The organism is Pseudoalteromonas shioyasakiensis (assembly GCF_019134595.1).
GTDB lineage: Bacteria > Pseudomonadota > Gammaproteobacteria > Enterobacterales > Alteromonadaceae > Pseudoalteromonas > Pseudoalteromonas shioyasakiensis_A.
This window is the reverse complement of the sequence record NZ_CP077770.1, coordinates 1,499,486-1,515,080: the sequence shown is the minus strand read 5'-3', so window position 1 is coordinate 1,515,080 and position 15,595 is coordinate 1,499,486. Positions and strand designations below refer to the sequence as shown.

Sequence of the window (15,595 nt, the reverse complement as noted above, 5' to 3'; positions counted from 1 at the left end):
CTTCTAGGGAACGTTATGAAAAAGACTCCATTTAAGCTCAGCATCAGCGCGCTTATGGTCACAAGCGCACTTGCACTTACAGGCTGTAATGATGACGCTGCGAGCAATAAAACAACGACTGCTGAAGTCAAAACAAGCCAAGTAACCGGACAAGATGCCGATAAATTTATCGCCGCTACTGAAAAAGAATTAAGCGCGCTTTATTTAGAGGCAAGCCGTGCTGAGTGGATTTATGCCAACTTCATTACCCATGATACTGCTGAACTATCTGCTGAAGTAAATCGCAAGATGACCGAAGCCGTTGTTCGCCTTGCTAATGAAGCTGCAAAATTCGATAGTTTAGAGCTTGATTACGATGCGCGTCGTAAACTCGATAAACTTAAACTAGCCCTCACCTTACCTGCACCACAAGATGCTGAAAAAACAGCTAAGCTCTCACAATTAGTGGCTGAGCTAGGGGGTATTTATGGTAAAGGTAAATACTGTAAAGAAGATGGTAGCTGTTTAAGCCTTGGCGAGATGACGGCCAAAATGGCAACGAGCCGTGATTACAATGAATTGCTTGATTTATGGCAAGGTTGGCGTCAAGTTTCAAAACCTATGCGCCCGCTTTATGAGCAACAAGTTGCCCTCACCAATGAAGGTGCAAAAGAGCTAGGTTATGCAGATACAGGTGCTATGTGGCGTAGTAAATACGACATGCCAGCCGATGATTTTGCAAAAGAACTCGACCGTATTTGGGGCCAAGTTAAACCGCTTTATGATTCATTACATTGTCACGTTCGTGCCAAGCTAGGTGAAAAATATGGCGAAGATAAAGTACCTCAAGACCAGCCTATCCCTGCACACCTTTTAGGTAATATGTGGGCACAAACGTGGGGTAACATTTACGATGTTGTTGCGCCAGAAAATGCCGATCCTGGTTATGACGTAACAGAACTATTAGCTGAACACGATTACGACGAACTTAAAATGGTACGTGGCGCTGAGAAGTTCTTCACCTCAATGGGTTTTGCGCCATTGCCAGATACCTTCTATGAGCGCTCACTATTCACTAAACCACAAGATCGTGACGTACAGTGTCATGCGTCAGCTTGGAATATTGATAGTAAAGACGACCTACGTATTAAGATGTGTATTCAACGCACAGGTGAAGAATTCTCTGTTATTCACCATGAGTTAGGCCATAACTTCTATCAACGCGCGTACAACACGCAGCCTATTTATTATCAAGAAAGTGCGAACGATGGTTTCCACGAAGCGATTGGTGACACCATTGCTCTTTCTGTAACGCCGGGTTATTTAAAAGAAATTGGTTTATTAGACGAAGTGCCTGATGAATCAAAAGATATCGGCCTGTTAATGAAAATGGCATTAGACAAAGTAGCATTTATCCCATTTGGTTTATTAGTAGACCAATGGCGCTGGAAAGTTTTCTCAGGTGAAGTAACACCAGAGAACTACAACAAAGCGTGGTGGGAATTACGTGAAAAATACCAAGGTGTACAAGCGCCTATCGCACGTAGCGAAGCAGACTTCGATCCAGGTGCCAAGTATCACGTACCAGGAAACACGCCTTACACACGTTATTTCTTAGCGCACATTTTACAATTCGACTTCCACAGAAGTTTATGTGAAATTGCCGGTAACGAAGAAGCGATTCACCGTTGTTCTGTATACAACTCTGCTGAGGCAGGTGAAAAACTAAATGCAATGTTAGAAATGGGCTCAAGCCGCCCATGGCAAGAAGCTCTTGCTACTATCACTGGTAAAGAAGAAATGGATGCAACAGCAATCTTAGATTACTTTGCACCGTTACAAAAATACCTTGATGAGCAAAATGAAGGCCGCCAGTGCGGTTGGTAATGATAAAAACGAAAAAGCCCGCATAATGCGGGCTTTTTTATATCATCAAATTAATGATTAAAACTGTAAGCTTACGTTTGCAAAGTATGCATCGTAGTCTGAGTCATCCCAGTTGTTTGCATAACCTGCTTTTAAACCAACGTTTTTGTTAAAGAAGTGCTGTGCACCAAAGCTGTAGTCATCTTCTTTGTTAAACGTTACAAATGCTGACGTTGCTTTAGAGAAGTAATAGTTAGAACCTAGTTCCCAAGAGCTACCGCTATCGTCTGTATCAGAGATTGTACCTTCAATTGTTAGGTAGTTACCTTGTTGAAGATCCATGAAGTATTTTGCATTTACTGCACGGTAATCAAACTCATCGTCAGCTGTGAATGTGAAACCTAAGTAATCAGTGCTGTTAAGCTGGTGATTGTACTTAAGGTCGAACATTACAGTGTTATCACCGTCTTCTACGTCGATAAATGTCGCTTTAAGAAGAAGGTTAGGATTAAAGAAGTAACCTGCAGACACATTGAATAAATCAGTATCTGAACCGTAATCGTAGTTGCTGTAACCCGCACCAAATACAAAATCTTGTACGAAGTATTCACCACCGATGTTAGTTACATCACCAAAGTCATCATCTGCGTACGAACCAAATACGTTGGTTGTTCTGTTGATGTATTCAAACTGGTCGTATGGACCCATTGTTTTCTTTGGCGCGAAGTAATATGTTGAGTCAACACTTACTGTGTCGTTGCCATCGGTGTCCATGTATCCTAAATGGCTGATTGATTGGTAACTATCCGCAGCAGTCGCGGCAGTTGACAGAAGCATACTCGAAATAATAACTGCTAACTTTTTCATAAACAGATTTCCCTATTAACATTGTTTCATTGCTGTTGAAAACTAGCCTGATGGCTAAGTTGGGCACATGCTAACGTGAGAAAACTGAATGGAAACTTAACTAAGCATTTGTTTTTACTTGATTAATTGTAATAAAGTGTCGGCAAATGTAAAGAAAAAGTTGGCCGAAACTTGCGTCTCTAAGCCAACTTTTAGTGAAAAAATAAAGCTTGTCAGTACCTTATAAAGCAAACTCGCTTATAATTCTATAAACCTCATTAATGTTATCTCCTGCTTTAAAGTCTTTGCTGATTGGCGTTGGATCTGAACCAACCCAAATTTTTAGTTCAGCATCAAGGTCAAAATGCCCAGCACTTTCTTTACTAAACTTAGTTATTTTTGAGTAAGCAATACTCAGCATTTCAACTTTAGAACCAGTAACACCTTGTTTATCAAAAATAATTAATCTTTTATTGGTAAAGATGAACATATCACGAATGACTTTATAGGCTTTTTGTACTGTTTCACCATCAATCAGGGTATTAGCAAGCAGCTCTTCTAAATCATCGTTATCGACTTCACTTGCGTTACCCATTAATCCGCTTAATAGACCCATAATTAGCTCTCCTTATGAAAAATTTGGTTTTCGAGTGTGTGACCATTTACCAGTTGACGATACTGCCAACCTTGTTGATAACAAAAGTGTAGAAGATTGATATCAAAAGGCTCAGCGGTTTTTTCAAACTCGATCACATATTCTTTTGCTTGGCTCATATAAACATGATGTACTTGGGCAAGGCCAGCAAGCTTTGCTTCTACATCATCATATTGTTGATTTAACTGCAGCGTAATAAAGTGTTTATTATCCTGCGTGCTAGAACGGGCTTGATGCTCACTTAACACCCCTTTATCGAGGTGTAAAACCCCAGAGCATAATCGCTCAAGCTCAGTTAAGTCATGGGAGCTTAAAATAAATGTTGCTTCGTTACTTAAAGAACTTACCAGCTCCCTTACCTCACGAGCATGAATTGGATCAAGGCCTGCAGTTGCTTCATCAAGCATCACTATTTCAGGTGAACCAATTAATGCCTGTGCAATCGTCACTCGCTTACGCATACCATGAGAAAGGTCATCTGGTCGCTGCTTAGCCACTTCTGACAAACCAACGAGCTCTAAAACACGAGCCGTTTCTTTTTTACGAACCGCACCACTGAGCCCTTGTAATTGACCATAAAAGTTAAGTTGATGCGCAATACTAAAACGAGGATCAAGCTGGGCATCTTGCGGCAACGCGGTTAGCTTACCAAATAACGCCGCACTGCCTGGGGTATGACCCATCACCGATAGCTTTCCTGAGCTTGGTAATATATAGCCACATAACAAACTGAATAACGTTGTTTTACCCGCACCATTTGGACCAACTAGCGCTACCGGTGCCCCTTTGTTTATCTCAAAGCTAACGTTATCGAGCGCTCGTTTAGCCCCGTAGTTTTTTGACAAGCCTTGTGCTTGAATTAAAACGGTCATAATGAGCTCCTCGCAAAAATTCGTTCACCAGCAACCAGTAGCACTACCGTTTGTAAAAGTGGTAAACCAAGAGCCAATGTGACACCTGCACGCTGACCCGCCATTAAATCAAGTTGATAGCCCGGAAATATGTAATTTAAAACCTCAAATGCAGGCCATTGCCATGTTAGTAAGCCAATCACAATATTACCGCCAGCAAAGAACAAAATAGCCAACACAAATGCAAGACGCGATGAACGGGCAAAGGTATTCAAAAAGCTCATCAAAGCAATAAATGGCATAACCGCAACAAGCAAATAAAATAACAACATAAAGCTTCGTGATAAGCCAGAAAGCAGCAAACTTGGCTCACGATAGCCGAGCATTGCAACCGTTGCCATCAAGGTAACAAATAACAATGCCGCTAAAATGAGTAGCTGCCCTAAAAAGCGGCCAATAATAATTTCTGAACGAGTAGCTCTAAGTGATAAAAAGCGTAACGTACCTCGTTGCCTATCACCCACTGTTTGGTCACTACATAAAAACAAACAAAAGCTTGGGAAACTAAATAAAGCAATCAGCCAGTAAACGGCAAGTTCAGATTCAGGCCAATCAAGTAATTTACTAATGCCAATGGCGCCAAATGCTTGCCTTGCAAAGTCGGCAAAATCAGGTGAGCTAATTAAGGTCACAGATTGGGCAATGGGATAGCGTAAAATAAGTAGCCAACAAATGGCAAAAGCGGCAACCGCCAACAAACCACGTTTGGTCAGAAATAGTCGTACCAGCTCAAATTGGGCAATTTGTGCAAGACGTTTAGGATGTAACTGCGTCACTCATAATCCTTAATGAATTTTATTATTAGAATTACACTAAGTTGAAACAGCTTGAATTACCAGAAAAAAAAGACCCGACAAGCGGGTCTTATGTAACAAAGTATAAACTTTTAACCTAGAGGTGGCTTTCGTACACTGCAAGCGCTTGGTCAAGGTCGGCTAGTAAATCAGCCACATCTTCAAGACCAATGTGTAGCCTTATTACCGGGCCTTGCGACCAACCTGTTTCAGAGCGTAGCCCTTTCATGCTCAGGTTTGCTGTGACTAAACTCTCATAACCACCCCAAGAAAAGCCCATTTTAAAATGGTGCAAGCTATCTAAAAACGCATCAATCGCTTGTTGATTACCTTGCTTCATTACAAATGAAAATAAGCCGTTACTGCCATCAAAATCTCGCTTAAAGAACTCATGACCCGGGCACGTTGCAAAGGCCGGATGGCGAATATGATCAACTAATGGGTGCGTCTCAAGCCATTTAGCCACTTCGATGGCAGCTTGTTCATGCTGTTTTAAACGCACAGCCATAGTACGCAGACCACGTAATGCTAAATAGGCATCATCTGCAGAGGTACATTGACCAAGTAGGTATGAATTTTCTCGAAGGGTTGGCCAATACTTTTTATTAGCAACCGCCACCCCCATCATCACATCAGAGTGACCAACGATGTATTTTGTAGCAGCTTGAATACTAATATCTACGCCATGCTCAAGCGGTCTAAAATGCAGACCATTCCCCCAGGTGTTATCTAGCATGGTCATTACACCGCGCTCATTTGCCTTAGCAACCATGGCTGGCACATCTTGCACTTCCATGGTGATTGAGCCAGGTGACTCTAAAAACAATACGCGAGTGTTATCTTTAATAAGCTCACTAATCCCTGCACCAATTCCCGGCGGGTAATAGGTTGTTTCAATGCCTAATCCAGCCAGTATTTTGTCACAAAAATCACGGGTTGGCTCGTAAGCGGTATCCACCATTAAAATATGATCGCCCGTTTTCACAAACGAGAGTAGTGCATTGCTTATTGCAGCCGCCCCTGATGGATACAGCGCACAGCCTTCGCCGCCTTCAAGTTCAGTAATCGCTTCTTGCAGAGCAAAATGTGTCGTCGTACCGCGACGGCCATAAAATAACGTTTTGTCACCTCGCTTCTTCGCCGCTGCTTTTAAATCAGCCACTGAATCGAATACTACCGTTGATGCACGTTGCACCACAGGGTTCACAACCCCTTGTGTATATGCTTTTTTACGCCCTGCAGAGACGATTTGGGTATTTTTATTTGTCTTTGTCATAATTTGTCCAAGCTGTGCTTTACAGGTTGCGCCAGTGCTCAACCAAAAATCGAGAAATAGAATCTTGTCGGGTTAGTTTAAGGTGACTGCCCTGCTCATGCCATTGGCCGAATTCATTAAGTTCAGCACGGCTAAACCATCTTGCATCGTCTAACTCATCTTTATCTACTTGAATATCTTCTGAAACTGCTGTGGCCATAAAGCCAAACATAATTGATGATGGAAATGGCCAAGGCTGTGAAGCGATGTATTGAATATCTTTCACCGCAACACCAGCTTCTTCCATAACTTCGCGGGCAACGGCCTGCTCTAGTGTTTCACCTGGGTCAACAAAACCAGCAAGAGTTGAAAAAACACCGTCAGGCCAGCTTGCTTGACGGCCTAGCAAGCAGCGCTCAACCCCATCTGAAAAGGTTTTTGTGACTATCATAATCACCGCAGGATCGGTTCGCGGAAAAGTTTGATGCTGGCAAGTTTGGTTCTCACATAAACGTGAATGCCCTGCTTCAACCATGTTATTTTCATGACCACAACGACCACAAAAACGGTGCGTTGCGTGCCAAAAACACAAACCCCTTGCCAGTGCGGCAATCGAACCTTGTTTTAGCTCAACTTGTGGGCCTAACTTGCGAATATCAACAAATTCAGCGCCATTGAGCATAGGCTCAATGAGTGAATCTGGAACATGGCTGACATCTAAAGCAAAATGAGCCACATCATCGTCGTCTAACCCCAATAAAATGCCTTTTGATAAATCGAGATGATCCACTTGAGATAAGCGTAAATAACACACTTCAGGACTGTCTTTAACAAATAAACTTTGATTGTTATTGACCAATAACCAGCGACTCTGAGAATTCATTTGAGCCTTTAACCACTTTGGATCTTTTCGGCGATTTGATGCACGATCCAATGGCATTTGAGAGTAATTCAGCATGGCATTCCTTGAAAATAGTTAACTCGCTAAAACTACCATAAGCGGATGATAAACCCAATTTATTACAGGCATAAAAAAAGCCCAAACTGGGCTTTTTTATTCTCTCTCACAATTTTACAAGGTCGCTAGGTGCGCTTGTAGTTTTTGGTTCTCAGCTTCAATGTGCTGATAGAACTCTAAATCTTCTAATTTACTTGCTGCAGCTTTATCAATGATGATCACCGCATCTTTATGAAGTTGCAGTGCTGAAGCTGGGCATTTAGCCATTAACGGGCCTTCAATCATGGCGTGGACGGCATCCGCTTTACTTGCACCCGTCGCCAAAAGCACTACCTTTTTTGCTTCTAAAATGGTGCCAATACCCATAGTGATTGATAAATGCGGTTGATATTCGCCTTCATCAAAAAATCGCGCATTGTCTTCAATCGTCGCTTTCGTCAGTGTTTTAACACGGGTGCGTGATGTCAAACCTGATGAAGGTTCATTAAAACCGATGTGACCGTTACGGCCAATACCAAGTAGTTGTACGTCAACACCACCAGCGGCTGTGATTTTTTGTTCATACTCAGTACAAGCAACAAGTGGATTTACTGCATCACCTGGCGGTACATGGGTGTTTTGTTTGTCGATATCAACATGGTTAAACAGCTGCTCATTCATAAAGTAGCGGTAGCTTTGTGGATGCTCGCCAGTTAAACCTAAGTATTCGTCTAAGTTAAATGTTGTCGCTTGGCTAAACGAAATATCGCCCGCTTTATTTTTTTCGATCAGTTGTTGATACAAAGCAACAGGTGTTGAACCTGTGGCGAGACCAAGTACCGAGACTGGTTTTTTTAGTAATTGTTTCGCAAAGATGTTGGCACCATACGCTGCAACTTGGGCTGCATCATCAAGAATCACTATTTGCATATCGATTAGCTCTAATTATAAGTTGGAAAAAAATGGGACCTAAAACCCAACCCCACGTGCAATCGAGCTGGGTTTTAGATCAAACCACTGCCAGGATACGATGCAGTAGCTACAACCATTATGACAACGCTGTCATTATCACTTCTAGTTTTATCTTTGTAAAGTAAAAGTGAATAAAAAATTACTATTTATGTTAGTGTTTAATAATTATTAAACACTAACAAAGATCTTACGGCGATACATCCAATGCAATACCAGCATTTGTACTGCTAATAATGCAATCACCGCCATCAGGGGTTGCCATACCTCTGGCACAGCTCGAACCACCCCACCAAATACGCTTTGGCTGACATAGCCCCAATTCACAAGGCTTGACGCTAAATAAATAATAATTGAATTTGCACCTATGATCACAAAAGGATACGCGGCGCGTTGCCCTGGCAGAATATCCACCAGTGCATAAAATACGGCGAGCAATATGGCACTCCAGCCAACGGTTACAAGCACAAATGAGCTGGTCCAAAGTTCTTTATTTACTGGGAACTGTAAATCCCATAACCAACCTAAACACACACTTACCACACCTGCGGCGAACAACAAGGCGGTCATTTTCCACTCACCAATTTTCTGGGCACGAGCCACTAATTGACCTGCAAACACACCCATTAATGCATTGACTATCGCAGGGATATTCGACAATACACCTTCAGGGTCTACCACACGGTTTTGATAACTAATACCTGGTAGTAAGTGCGCATCAAACCATGCATTCCAACTTCCTGCAGCTGAAAGGTCGCCGGCACTGCCACCTGGCACTGGAACAAAACAAAGTAGAAACCAGTAACCCACTAAAATAGCCGCAGCGGTAATAATTTGTGTTCGTAAACTGGTATGCCAAACCAACATTGCACAGAAGAACCACGCAATAGCGATGCGGCCAAGTACACTGGCATAACGAATTTCATCCAACGCCATTGGCATCCCTGTGCCCCAGCCGTGGTTATACAAAATACCTAATAAACACAATAGTAAAAGACGTTTACCCGCCTTGCGGTAATACACTTTGCGCTCATCAAACGGTAAATGGTCAATGCGTTTGGGGGCTAACCCCATCGCCACACCCGATAAGAATATAAACAATGGGAAAATCAGATCGTAAAATGTGAAGCCATGCCAAACACTATGCACGGTGTGTGCTTCAAAAACTTTCCAGCCAGTCCAGCCAGTTAAAACGAAGAGCGCTGCGAATAGTGACTGTCCGCCTAATATCCAAAACATATCCATGCCGCGCAGTGCATCCAGCGATGCCAAACGTTTTCTTGTTGGTTGTGTTGTTGTCATTGTATTACCTTAAATAGAAAAAGCCCCGCGATACAACGGCGGGGTTTTTACCAGGGAAGCTTGTTATAGCGCTTTTCCAGCAATAAAGGTGGCTTGTACATTTTGCTGTGCGTCTAACACAACAAAATCAGCATCAAAACCGCTCAGTAAGCGACCTTTTTTATGTAAACCTAAATATTGTGCAGGATAAAGTGATGCCATACGTAAGCTCTCAGCAAGGCTAACATCCAATGTGTTCACTGTGTTGCGCACCGCACTTGCCATATCAAGTACGCTGCCTGCTAATTCACCGGTCGTTGAATTTAATCGATCGCCAGTACGAATAACTTTACGACCATCAAAAAAATCAAACTCCATATCGTCAGTCCCTACAGGTGGCATTGCATCTGTGACTAACATAATTTTTCCGCGCTGCTTGCTGCGAATTGCTAATTTTGCTGATGAAGGGTGTACATGGTGACCATCAATAATTAAGCCGCACCAGCTGTTATCATCCCAAAGTGCAGCACCAACAACACCAGGCTCTCGTGATGTAAATGCTGACATGGCATTAAATAAGTGGGTAAAACCATCAGCCCCTGCAGCAAGTGCAGCATTGGTGGTCGCAAAGTCTGCATTGGTGTGGCCAATACTCACTTTTACACCACACTCGACTAAGCGTGCGATATCATCAGCACTGACATTCTCAGGTGCTAAGGTAACCATTTTAATGCCTAAGTCTTGGCGGGCGTAAATTGCAAATTCTTGTTCTGTGATTGGACGAATAAATTGCTCGCTGTGGGTGCCTTTTTTCCCTAATGAAAGGTGCGGCCCTTCGAAGTGCACACCCATTACGCCCGGAACACCTTCAGCAATTGCTTGTGCAGTGGCATCGGCCGCTTTTGCCATGACTTCGACTTGGTCGGTAATTAGCGTTGGCATAATCGCTGTTGAACCAAACTGACCATGAGCTTTGGCTATTCTATCTAAGCAATCTGGCGTTTGTTCAGCGTTAAAAAACGCCCCGCCACCGCCATTCACTTGTACATCAATAAAACCGGGTGCCACTAAACCCGTTAATGCAACGGCATTAGCATCTGCTTCAACACGCTTAAACACACCATTGTCGACGCTAAAGTATACGTCAGATAAAAATTCGTCACCGGTAAACAATTTACTTGCATGATAAATCGTCATTACAAACTTACCTCTTGGTTTTGTTCAAGCACGGATTGCTGAGCAAAATACACAGCGCCCATTTCCGGTGGTTGAATAGGAGATTCAACGCGTTTCGCAATATCTTCTGCAAGCCACTTATTTAATGGCTCGGCTAAACCGCCAATCATAGATAAACGTGGCGGGTTATTCTCTAATAAGCGCTGCGCTAATTTGCTAACGTAATCAGCTCCCTCTTTAACAATCGAAACCGCAACTTTGTCATTGTGATTGGCTGCTTCAAATACATAGCGGGCTAATTTGGCAAAACTACTCGAAGGCTGACCAGACATTTTCTCAACAATCGCCATTGCATTGTCAGCTGCAAAATGCTCGGTGATCACGTTAGTCAGATTTGTTGATTCGCCTAGACCATCAAGGTCTAACAAGGTCGCTTTTATTGCTTCAAGACCCATCCAGGCACCACTGCCTTTATCTCCTAGAGCGAAGCCATGACCACCAAAGTTAGTTGTGCGACCATTTACACAAGAAAACCCACAAGAGCCAGTGCCTGTGATGATCACCGCACCATCACTCCCTTCATGGGCGCCAATACAGGCTGTATGTAAGTCAGTGGTGAGGAACATTTGTTTAAATGGATGCTCCCATTCCATAATCTTGTCGTACAAGCTTGGTAGGTTTACGCCTGCTAAACCTAAGCCGGCATAAAGCTGATGAACGGTTTCAAGCGGTAAACCCGCATCACGAAGTGCTAATTGTGTTGAGACCATAATAGATTCGAGAGTACGTTCCAAACCATGTAATGGATTTGCAGGACCACCTAGGCCAGTTCCTAATACACCTTGTTTAACAGAGTAGATAGTTGCTCGGCATTTCGTTCCGCCACCATCAATACCAATAAACAATTGGTCCTCATTCACACTCTTCGCCATCATTTAACGACCCCTAGCCTTCGTTTAGTTTTTGTCTAAATCGCATTATTTTTCTTATCAGAATGCGAAATCATCTCAACCTTTGTTGATTTAATGTTACACAAGAAATGACAGCGTTGTCATTATATTTTTTATAAAAATTCGTATAACTTTCATATTTATTTTTAATTTATTGAATTAAAACGCTTTATTTAAAAGACAAGAAAATTAGAAACCACATCAACAATGTCCTATAACACCTTTATTTATGCTTTTTTGCATAATTTAGTGCGTTGTGCGTGACTATTCCTTTATTTATCATCAAGTGTAGCTAATGTTAGCTTAGCTGAAATAATACTTTAGTTAAACATTTTATTTTTATAGGAATATTTTTTTACCTTGATAGCAGCAGTGAATCATCAATACAATGAAATTCAGCAGCGGCTTGCTTTAAAATATCAGCGGTGAGGTGCTCTGCCCCATAGACATCACACGGTAGCTGATACTTATTTGCTAAGTGACCAAGTAATAATGCAAAATCACCATCACCGGATAGTAATACCATTTTATCGAGCTGCTTGGCATGTTCTAGCATGTCAATGGTAATGCCAACATCCCAATCCCCTTTCGCACTGCCATCTTTGCGCTGAATAAAAGGTTTCAGTTTTACCTCAAAGCCAATTGCGCGCAAAATATTTTGAAACTGCGATTGCTTTTCATCGCCACGGTAAATTGCATACGCAATGGCACAATCGATTTGGTAGCGTTCGCTCATTTGTGCCCAAAAGGCATTGTAGTCAAAATTTTTCTTGTAGCTTTCTCTACAGGTGTAATAAATGTTTTGTACATCTACAAAAATACCGACTCTTGGCTTATCAACTGCTGACATAATTTTTCTGTTCTTTAGTGATTTGTGTTCACTGTAGCATATCTAGGTTGATATTTACGAAAAAGTAACCTAAATTGGTTACATAAAACAAAGTAACCAAATTTGGTTACTTATAGCAATGTAACTAAATTAAGTTACTTAATCTAAGGGATCATAATGATTGCGGTGATCAGCGGTGATTTAATTAAATCACAAAAAATTCCACAACAAGAATACGATGCCATGCTTTATCAGCTTGATCAAAGCTTACGCTTTGTTGCTAAGCGCTTTGATGCAAGCTTCACCATTTATCGTGGTGATGCATTGCAAGTACAGCTAACAGAGCCTGAACTGGTGTGTCATGCAGCCATCTTGTTGTATTTGCAAATGAAGGCAGCCAATTATGAGCTGCGACAAAGCTTGGCTATTGGCTCACTCGACAACCCCCGCGCCGATATAAAAACAGCCACAGGCAGTGCTTATACCTTATCAGGCCGTGGTTTAGATAACATGAGCCAACAACGCTTAGTGTTAAATATTGAAAATAACACCCTTGAAGAAGCCTTTGCGCTTAATATTGCTTTTGTCGAAGTACTGCTTGAAAAAATGAGTCAAAAGCAGGCCAATGCGCTGTTTTATTATTTAACCGCCGAGAACAGCAGCCATGCAGAGCTTGCCAAAGAGCTTAATACTAGCCGAGAGAATGTCACAAAGTTACTCAACCTAGCCCATTATCAACTTATCGAGCGCTTTATAAATTACAGCCAAACCACACTCAAAGGATTGTTATGACCAGTTTTGCTCTATTACTCACCGCGTTAGTACTGGGTCACTTACTTGCTGACTTTTATTGGCAACCAATGAGCTGGGTGCACGACAGGAACAACCGTCATTTTCGTGCCAGTAAGCTCTATTTGCACGTATTAACACACGGCGTGACCTCTTTAGCTGTGCTCACACTGTGGGAATATACATACGGCTGGCAAGAGTTCTCTCGTGTATTGTTAGCAACTGTTGCGATTATGCTAAGCCACTATGTTATCGACTTGGCAAAGTCGTATTCAAATAAAGGCGTAGTGCCGTTTTTACTCGACCAGTTGGCGCATCTTGTTGTAATTGTAATGCTGAGCGTTTGGCTTAGTGATAAGAATGAATTTTATAGTTTAGCGTGGCAGAAGCTGATTGCCCTCGATACCTTGTTTGTTATTGCAGCTTATTTATTGGTGCTTAACCCAAGCTCTGTGTTTATTCGCATGATGCTGGAGAAAATCAATATTCAGATAAACAATGAAGGCAGTATTCCTGCCGCGGGGCATTTTATTGGCTTGCTCGAACGAGTGTTAATGTTGAGCTTTATCTTGCTAGGTGAATACGGCGGCGTGGGCTTTCTGCTAGCGGCCAAATCTATCTTTCGATTCGGTGATTTAAAAGAAAGTAGCGAAAAACAACTCACTGAATATGTCATGCTGGGCACTTTGTTAAGTGTCACCGTGACACTCTTTATTGGTGTCGCCACCTTATATTGCATTAAACTCGTTTAATCGCTTAGAAAAACAAAAAACGCGCAATTGCGCGTTTTTTGTTTTTACTGTTATTAACTATCCGCAGCGGGTTTACGTCTTGGGCGAGATGGCCCCGATACACGCTGACGATTACCCGCAGGTTTATTACCTGCTGGTTTATTGTTATTCGACTTATTAGTGTTGTTAGCACCTTTTGGGTTTTGGCCTTGCTCTTTACCCTTACCCTGCCACTTACCTTGTGAAGGTCGCTTTTGCGATTTAGGTTTTGGCTTTTGTGCAGGTTTTGCTGCACCTTGACCATCTTGAGCTGGTGCTTTTGGTTTTTTCGGTTTCTTTGGCTTTTTCGGCTTAATTGGTCGCGTATCTAGTGGCTTTTCAGCAACCGGCTTACTTGGCTCAAAGCCTGCTTCAGTTGCACGCGGAATAAGCTCACCAATAAAGCGCTCAATACCATATAAATCGTCGGCATCATCAGCTGTTACAAACGATATAGCATGACCCGATGCACCCGCTCGGCCCGTACGGCCTATACGGTGAACGTAATCTTCATAAATATTCGGTAAATCGTAGTTAACAACGTGAGGTAACTCAACAATATCAAGGCCTCGAGCTACAATATCAGTTGCCACTAGTACGCGCACTTCACCCGATTTAAAGCCTTCGAGTGCTTTAACGCGAGCGCCTTGCGATTTATTACCGTGAATCGCAGCGCCAACAATATCATCGCGTTCAAGCTGCTTAACTAAACGGTTCGCACCATGCTTGGTACGGCAAAACACCAATACTTGTTGCCAATCGTTAGTACGGATCAAATGGCTAAGTAATGCTGTTTTACGTGATTTATCTAGCGCATAAACAGATTGAGCAACCGTTTTAGCTGTGGTGTTTTTTGCCGCAACTGAAATTTCAACGGGGTCGTTGATTAGCCCTTTTGCAAGTTCACGAATTTCATCAGAGAAAGTCGCTGAGAACATCAAGTTTTGACGTTTAGCAGGCAATTTAGCAATGATACGTTTGATGTCATGAATAAAGCCCATATCAAGCATACGGTCAGCTTCATCAAGGATCAGCACTTCTAAATCATCAAACTTAACAGCATTTTGATTGTGTAGATCTAATAAACGACCAGGTGTGGCAACTAAAATATCAACACCTTTGCGAAGGCGCATCATTTGCGGATTAATTTTAACGCCACCATAAACAACAAATGAGCTAACATTTGAATGCTTAGCGTATTGCTCAACATTTTCGCTTACTTGTAGAGCCAGCTCACGAGTTGGTGCCAATACTAATGCACGTACTTTGTTGCCACCCGCTTTAGAGCCTTTTGACAAACGCTCAATTAACGGCAGCGTAAAACCTGCTGTTTTACCTGTGCCAGTTTGCGCTGCGGCCATAACATCGCGGCCTTCAATGATCGCAGGGATAGCTTGTGATTGAATAGGCGTTGGTGCTTCATAGCCCTTTTCTAAAACTGCATTTACTAAAGCTGGTGATAAACCTAACCCATCAAAACTCATACTATCTCTCTTTAAAAAATTCAGCCGATACGGCGAAGTGCGCGCATTATACCTAGGATAGTCAATAATGCATGGAATTATTTGCAAACTAGTACTTAATGGTT

At 42.3% G+C, this 15,595-nt stretch carries 15 protein-coding genes; 3 read left to right on the top strand and 12 right to left on the bottom strand.

Annotated features, from left to right (window positions below):
- Positions 1-15 precede the first annotated feature (15 nt).
- Positions 16-1,866, top strand: a complete 1,851-nt coding sequence (locus KQP93_RS07125; RefSeq protein ID WP_217876472.1) for a M2 family metallopeptidase — start codon at positions 16-18, stop codon at positions 1,864-1,866.
- A 57-nt stretch (positions 1,867-1,923) separates the two neighbouring features.
- Here the strand turns inward: KQP93_RS07125 and KQP93_RS07120 are convergent, their stop codons facing one another.
- The 11 genes from KQP93_RS07120 to KQP93_RS07070 all read right to left on the bottom strand — a co-directional run bounded on the left by KQP93_RS07120 (position 1,924) and on the right by KQP93_RS07070 (position 12,469).
- Positions 1,924-2,712, bottom strand: coding sequence for a putative porin (locus KQP93_RS07120; RefSeq protein ID WP_062564210.1), 789 nt, complete (start codon positions 2,710-2,712; stop codon positions 1,924-1,926).
- 220 nt (positions 2,713-2,932) lie between these two features.
- Positions 2,933-3,307: a PH domain-containing protein gene (locus KQP93_RS07115; RefSeq protein WP_217876471.1), complete on the bottom strand. Its 375-nt coding sequence runs from the start codon at positions 3,305-3,307 to the stop codon at positions 2,933-2,935.
- 2 nt (positions 3,308-3,309) lie between these two features.
- Positions 3,310-4,218 carry an ABC transporter ATP-binding protein gene (locus tag KQP93_RS07110; protein ID WP_217876470.1) on the bottom strand — a complete coding sequence of 303 codons (909 nt, stop codon included), beginning with the start codon at positions 4,216-4,218 and terminating at the stop codon, positions 3,310-3,312.
- A complete protein-coding gene (locus tag KQP93_RS07105; protein WP_217876469.1) occupies positions 4,215-5,033 on the bottom strand; it encodes an ABC transporter permease in 819 nt (272 codons plus the stop codon). Before KQP93_RS07105 ends, KQP93_RS07110 begins: the two co-directional genes overlap by 4 nt.
- 115 nt (positions 5,034-5,148) lie before the next feature.
- A complete protein-coding gene (locus KQP93_RS07100) occupies positions 5,149-6,327 on the bottom strand; it encodes a cystathionine beta-lyase (protein WP_105173963.1) in 1,179 nt (392 codons plus the stop codon).
- 19 nt (positions 6,328-6,346) lie between these two features.
- Complete coding sequence (nudC, locus tag KQP93_RS07095) at positions 6,347-7,264, bottom strand: NAD(+) diphosphatase (RefSeq protein ID WP_217876468.1); 918 nt, start codon at positions 7,262-7,264, stop codon at positions 6,347-6,349.
- A gap of 114 nt (positions 7,265-7,378) precedes the next feature.
- Positions 7,379-8,173: a glucosamine-6-phosphate deaminase gene (nagB, locus tag KQP93_RS07090; RefSeq protein ID WP_217876467.1), complete on the bottom strand. Its 795-nt coding sequence runs from the start codon at positions 8,171-8,173 to the stop codon at positions 7,379-7,381.
- Between the two features lie 210 nt (positions 8,174-8,383).
- Positions 8,384-9,514: a transmembrane glucosamine N-acetyltransferase NagX gene (gene nagX, locus KQP93_RS07085; RefSeq protein WP_217876466.1), complete on the bottom strand. Its 1,131-nt coding sequence runs from the start codon at positions 9,512-9,514 to the stop codon at positions 8,384-8,386.
- A gap of 63 nt (positions 9,515-9,577) precedes the next feature.
- Positions 9,578-10,690, bottom strand: coding sequence for an N-acetylglucosamine-6-phosphate deacetylase (gene nagA / locus KQP93_RS07080; RefSeq protein ID WP_217876465.1), 1,113 nt, complete (start codon positions 10,688-10,690; stop codon positions 9,578-9,580).
- Positions 10,690-11,604 (bottom strand): N-acetylglucosamine kinase, encoded by a 915-nt coding sequence (gene nagK / locus KQP93_RS07075; protein WP_217876464.1) that lies wholly within the window; start codon positions 11,602-11,604, stop codon positions 10,690-10,692. Before nagK ends, nagA begins: the two co-directional genes overlap by 1 nt.
- Positions 11,605-11,974: 370 nt before the next feature.
- Entirely contained in the window at positions 11,975-12,469 is a 495-nt protein-coding gene (locus tag KQP93_RS07070; RefSeq protein ID WP_188727521.1) for a LabA-like NYN domain-containing protein, read from the bottom strand.
- 156 nt (positions 12,470-12,625) lie between these two features.
- On the opposite strand from KQP93_RS07070, the gene KQP93_RS07065 reads away from it, so the two are divergent.
- Positions 12,626-13,240: a hypothetical protein gene (locus KQP93_RS07065; RefSeq protein WP_217876463.1), complete on the top strand. Its 615-nt coding sequence runs from the start codon at positions 12,626-12,628 to the stop codon at positions 13,238-13,240.
- The gene (locus tag KQP93_RS07060) at positions 13,237-13,989 is read left to right on the top strand and encodes a DUF3307 domain-containing protein (protein WP_217876462.1); all 753 of its coding nucleotides are present in this window, start codon (positions 13,237-13,239) and stop codon (positions 13,987-13,989) included. The genes KQP93_RS07065 and KQP93_RS07060 overlap by 4 nt, the downstream gene beginning before the upstream one ends.
- Before the next feature lie 53 nt (positions 13,990-14,042).
- On the opposite strand, the gene KQP93_RS07055 is transcribed toward KQP93_RS07060, so the two are convergent.
- Complete coding sequence (locus KQP93_RS07055) at positions 14,043-15,491, bottom strand: DEAD/DEAH box helicase (RefSeq protein ID WP_217876461.1); 1,449 nt, start codon at positions 15,489-15,491, stop codon at positions 14,043-14,045.
- Positions 15,492-15,595 lie beyond the last annotated feature (104 nt).

Bases quoted from the DNA above. Each gene is read 5' to 3' on its own strand.
- KQP93_RS07055 (WP_217876461.1), bottom strand. From the start codon at position 15,491: ATGAGTTTTGATGGGTTAGGTTTATCACCAGCTTTAGTAAATGCAGTT.
- nagK (WP_217876464.1), bottom strand. From the start codon at position 11,604: ATGATGGCGAAGAGTGTGAATGAGGACCAATTGTTTATTGGTATTGAT.
- KQP93_RS07065 (WP_217876463.1), top strand. From the start codon at position 12,626: ATGATTGCGGTGATCAGCGGTGATTTAATTAAATCACAAAAAATTCCA.
- KQP93_RS07115 (WP_217876471.1), bottom strand. From the start codon at position 3,307: ATGGGTCTATTAAGCGGATTAATGGGTAACGCAAGTGAAGTCGATAAC.
- KQP93_RS07125 (WP_217876472.1), top strand. From the start codon at position 16: ATGAAAAAGACTCCATTTAAGCTCAGCATCAGCGCGCTTATGGTCACA.
- KQP93_RS07120 (WP_062564210.1), bottom strand. From the start codon at position 2,712: ATGAAAAAGTTAGCAGTTATTATTTCGAGTATGCTTCTGTCAACTGCC.
- nagX (WP_217876466.1), bottom strand. From the start codon at position 9,514: ATGACAACAACACAACCAACAAGAAAACGTTTGGCATCGCTGGATGCA.
- KQP93_RS07060 (WP_217876462.1), top strand. From the start codon at position 13,237: ATGACCAGTTTTGCTCTATTACTCACCGCGTTAGTACTGGGTCACTTA.
- nudC (WP_217876468.1), bottom strand. From the start codon at position 7,264: ATGCTGAATTACTCTCAAATGCCATTGGATCGTGCATCAAATCGCCGA.
- KQP93_RS07100 (WP_105173963.1), bottom strand. From the start codon at position 6,327: ATGACAAAGACAAATAAAAATACCCAAATCGTCTCTGCAGGGCGTAAA.
- KQP93_RS07070 (WP_188727521.1), bottom strand. From the start codon at position 12,469: ATGTCAGCAGTTGATAAGCCAAGAGTCGGTATTTTTGTAGATGTACAA.
- KQP93_RS07110 (WP_217876470.1), bottom strand. From the start codon at position 4,218: ATGACCGTTTTAATTCAAGCACAAGGCTTGTCAAAAAACTACGGGGCT.
- nagB (WP_217876467.1), bottom strand. From the start codon at position 8,173: ATGCAAATAGTGATTCTTGATGATGCAGCCCAAGTTGCAGCGTATGGT.
- nagA (WP_217876465.1), bottom strand. From the start codon at position 10,690: ATGACGATTTATCATGCAAGTAAATTGTTTACCGGTGACGAATTTTTA.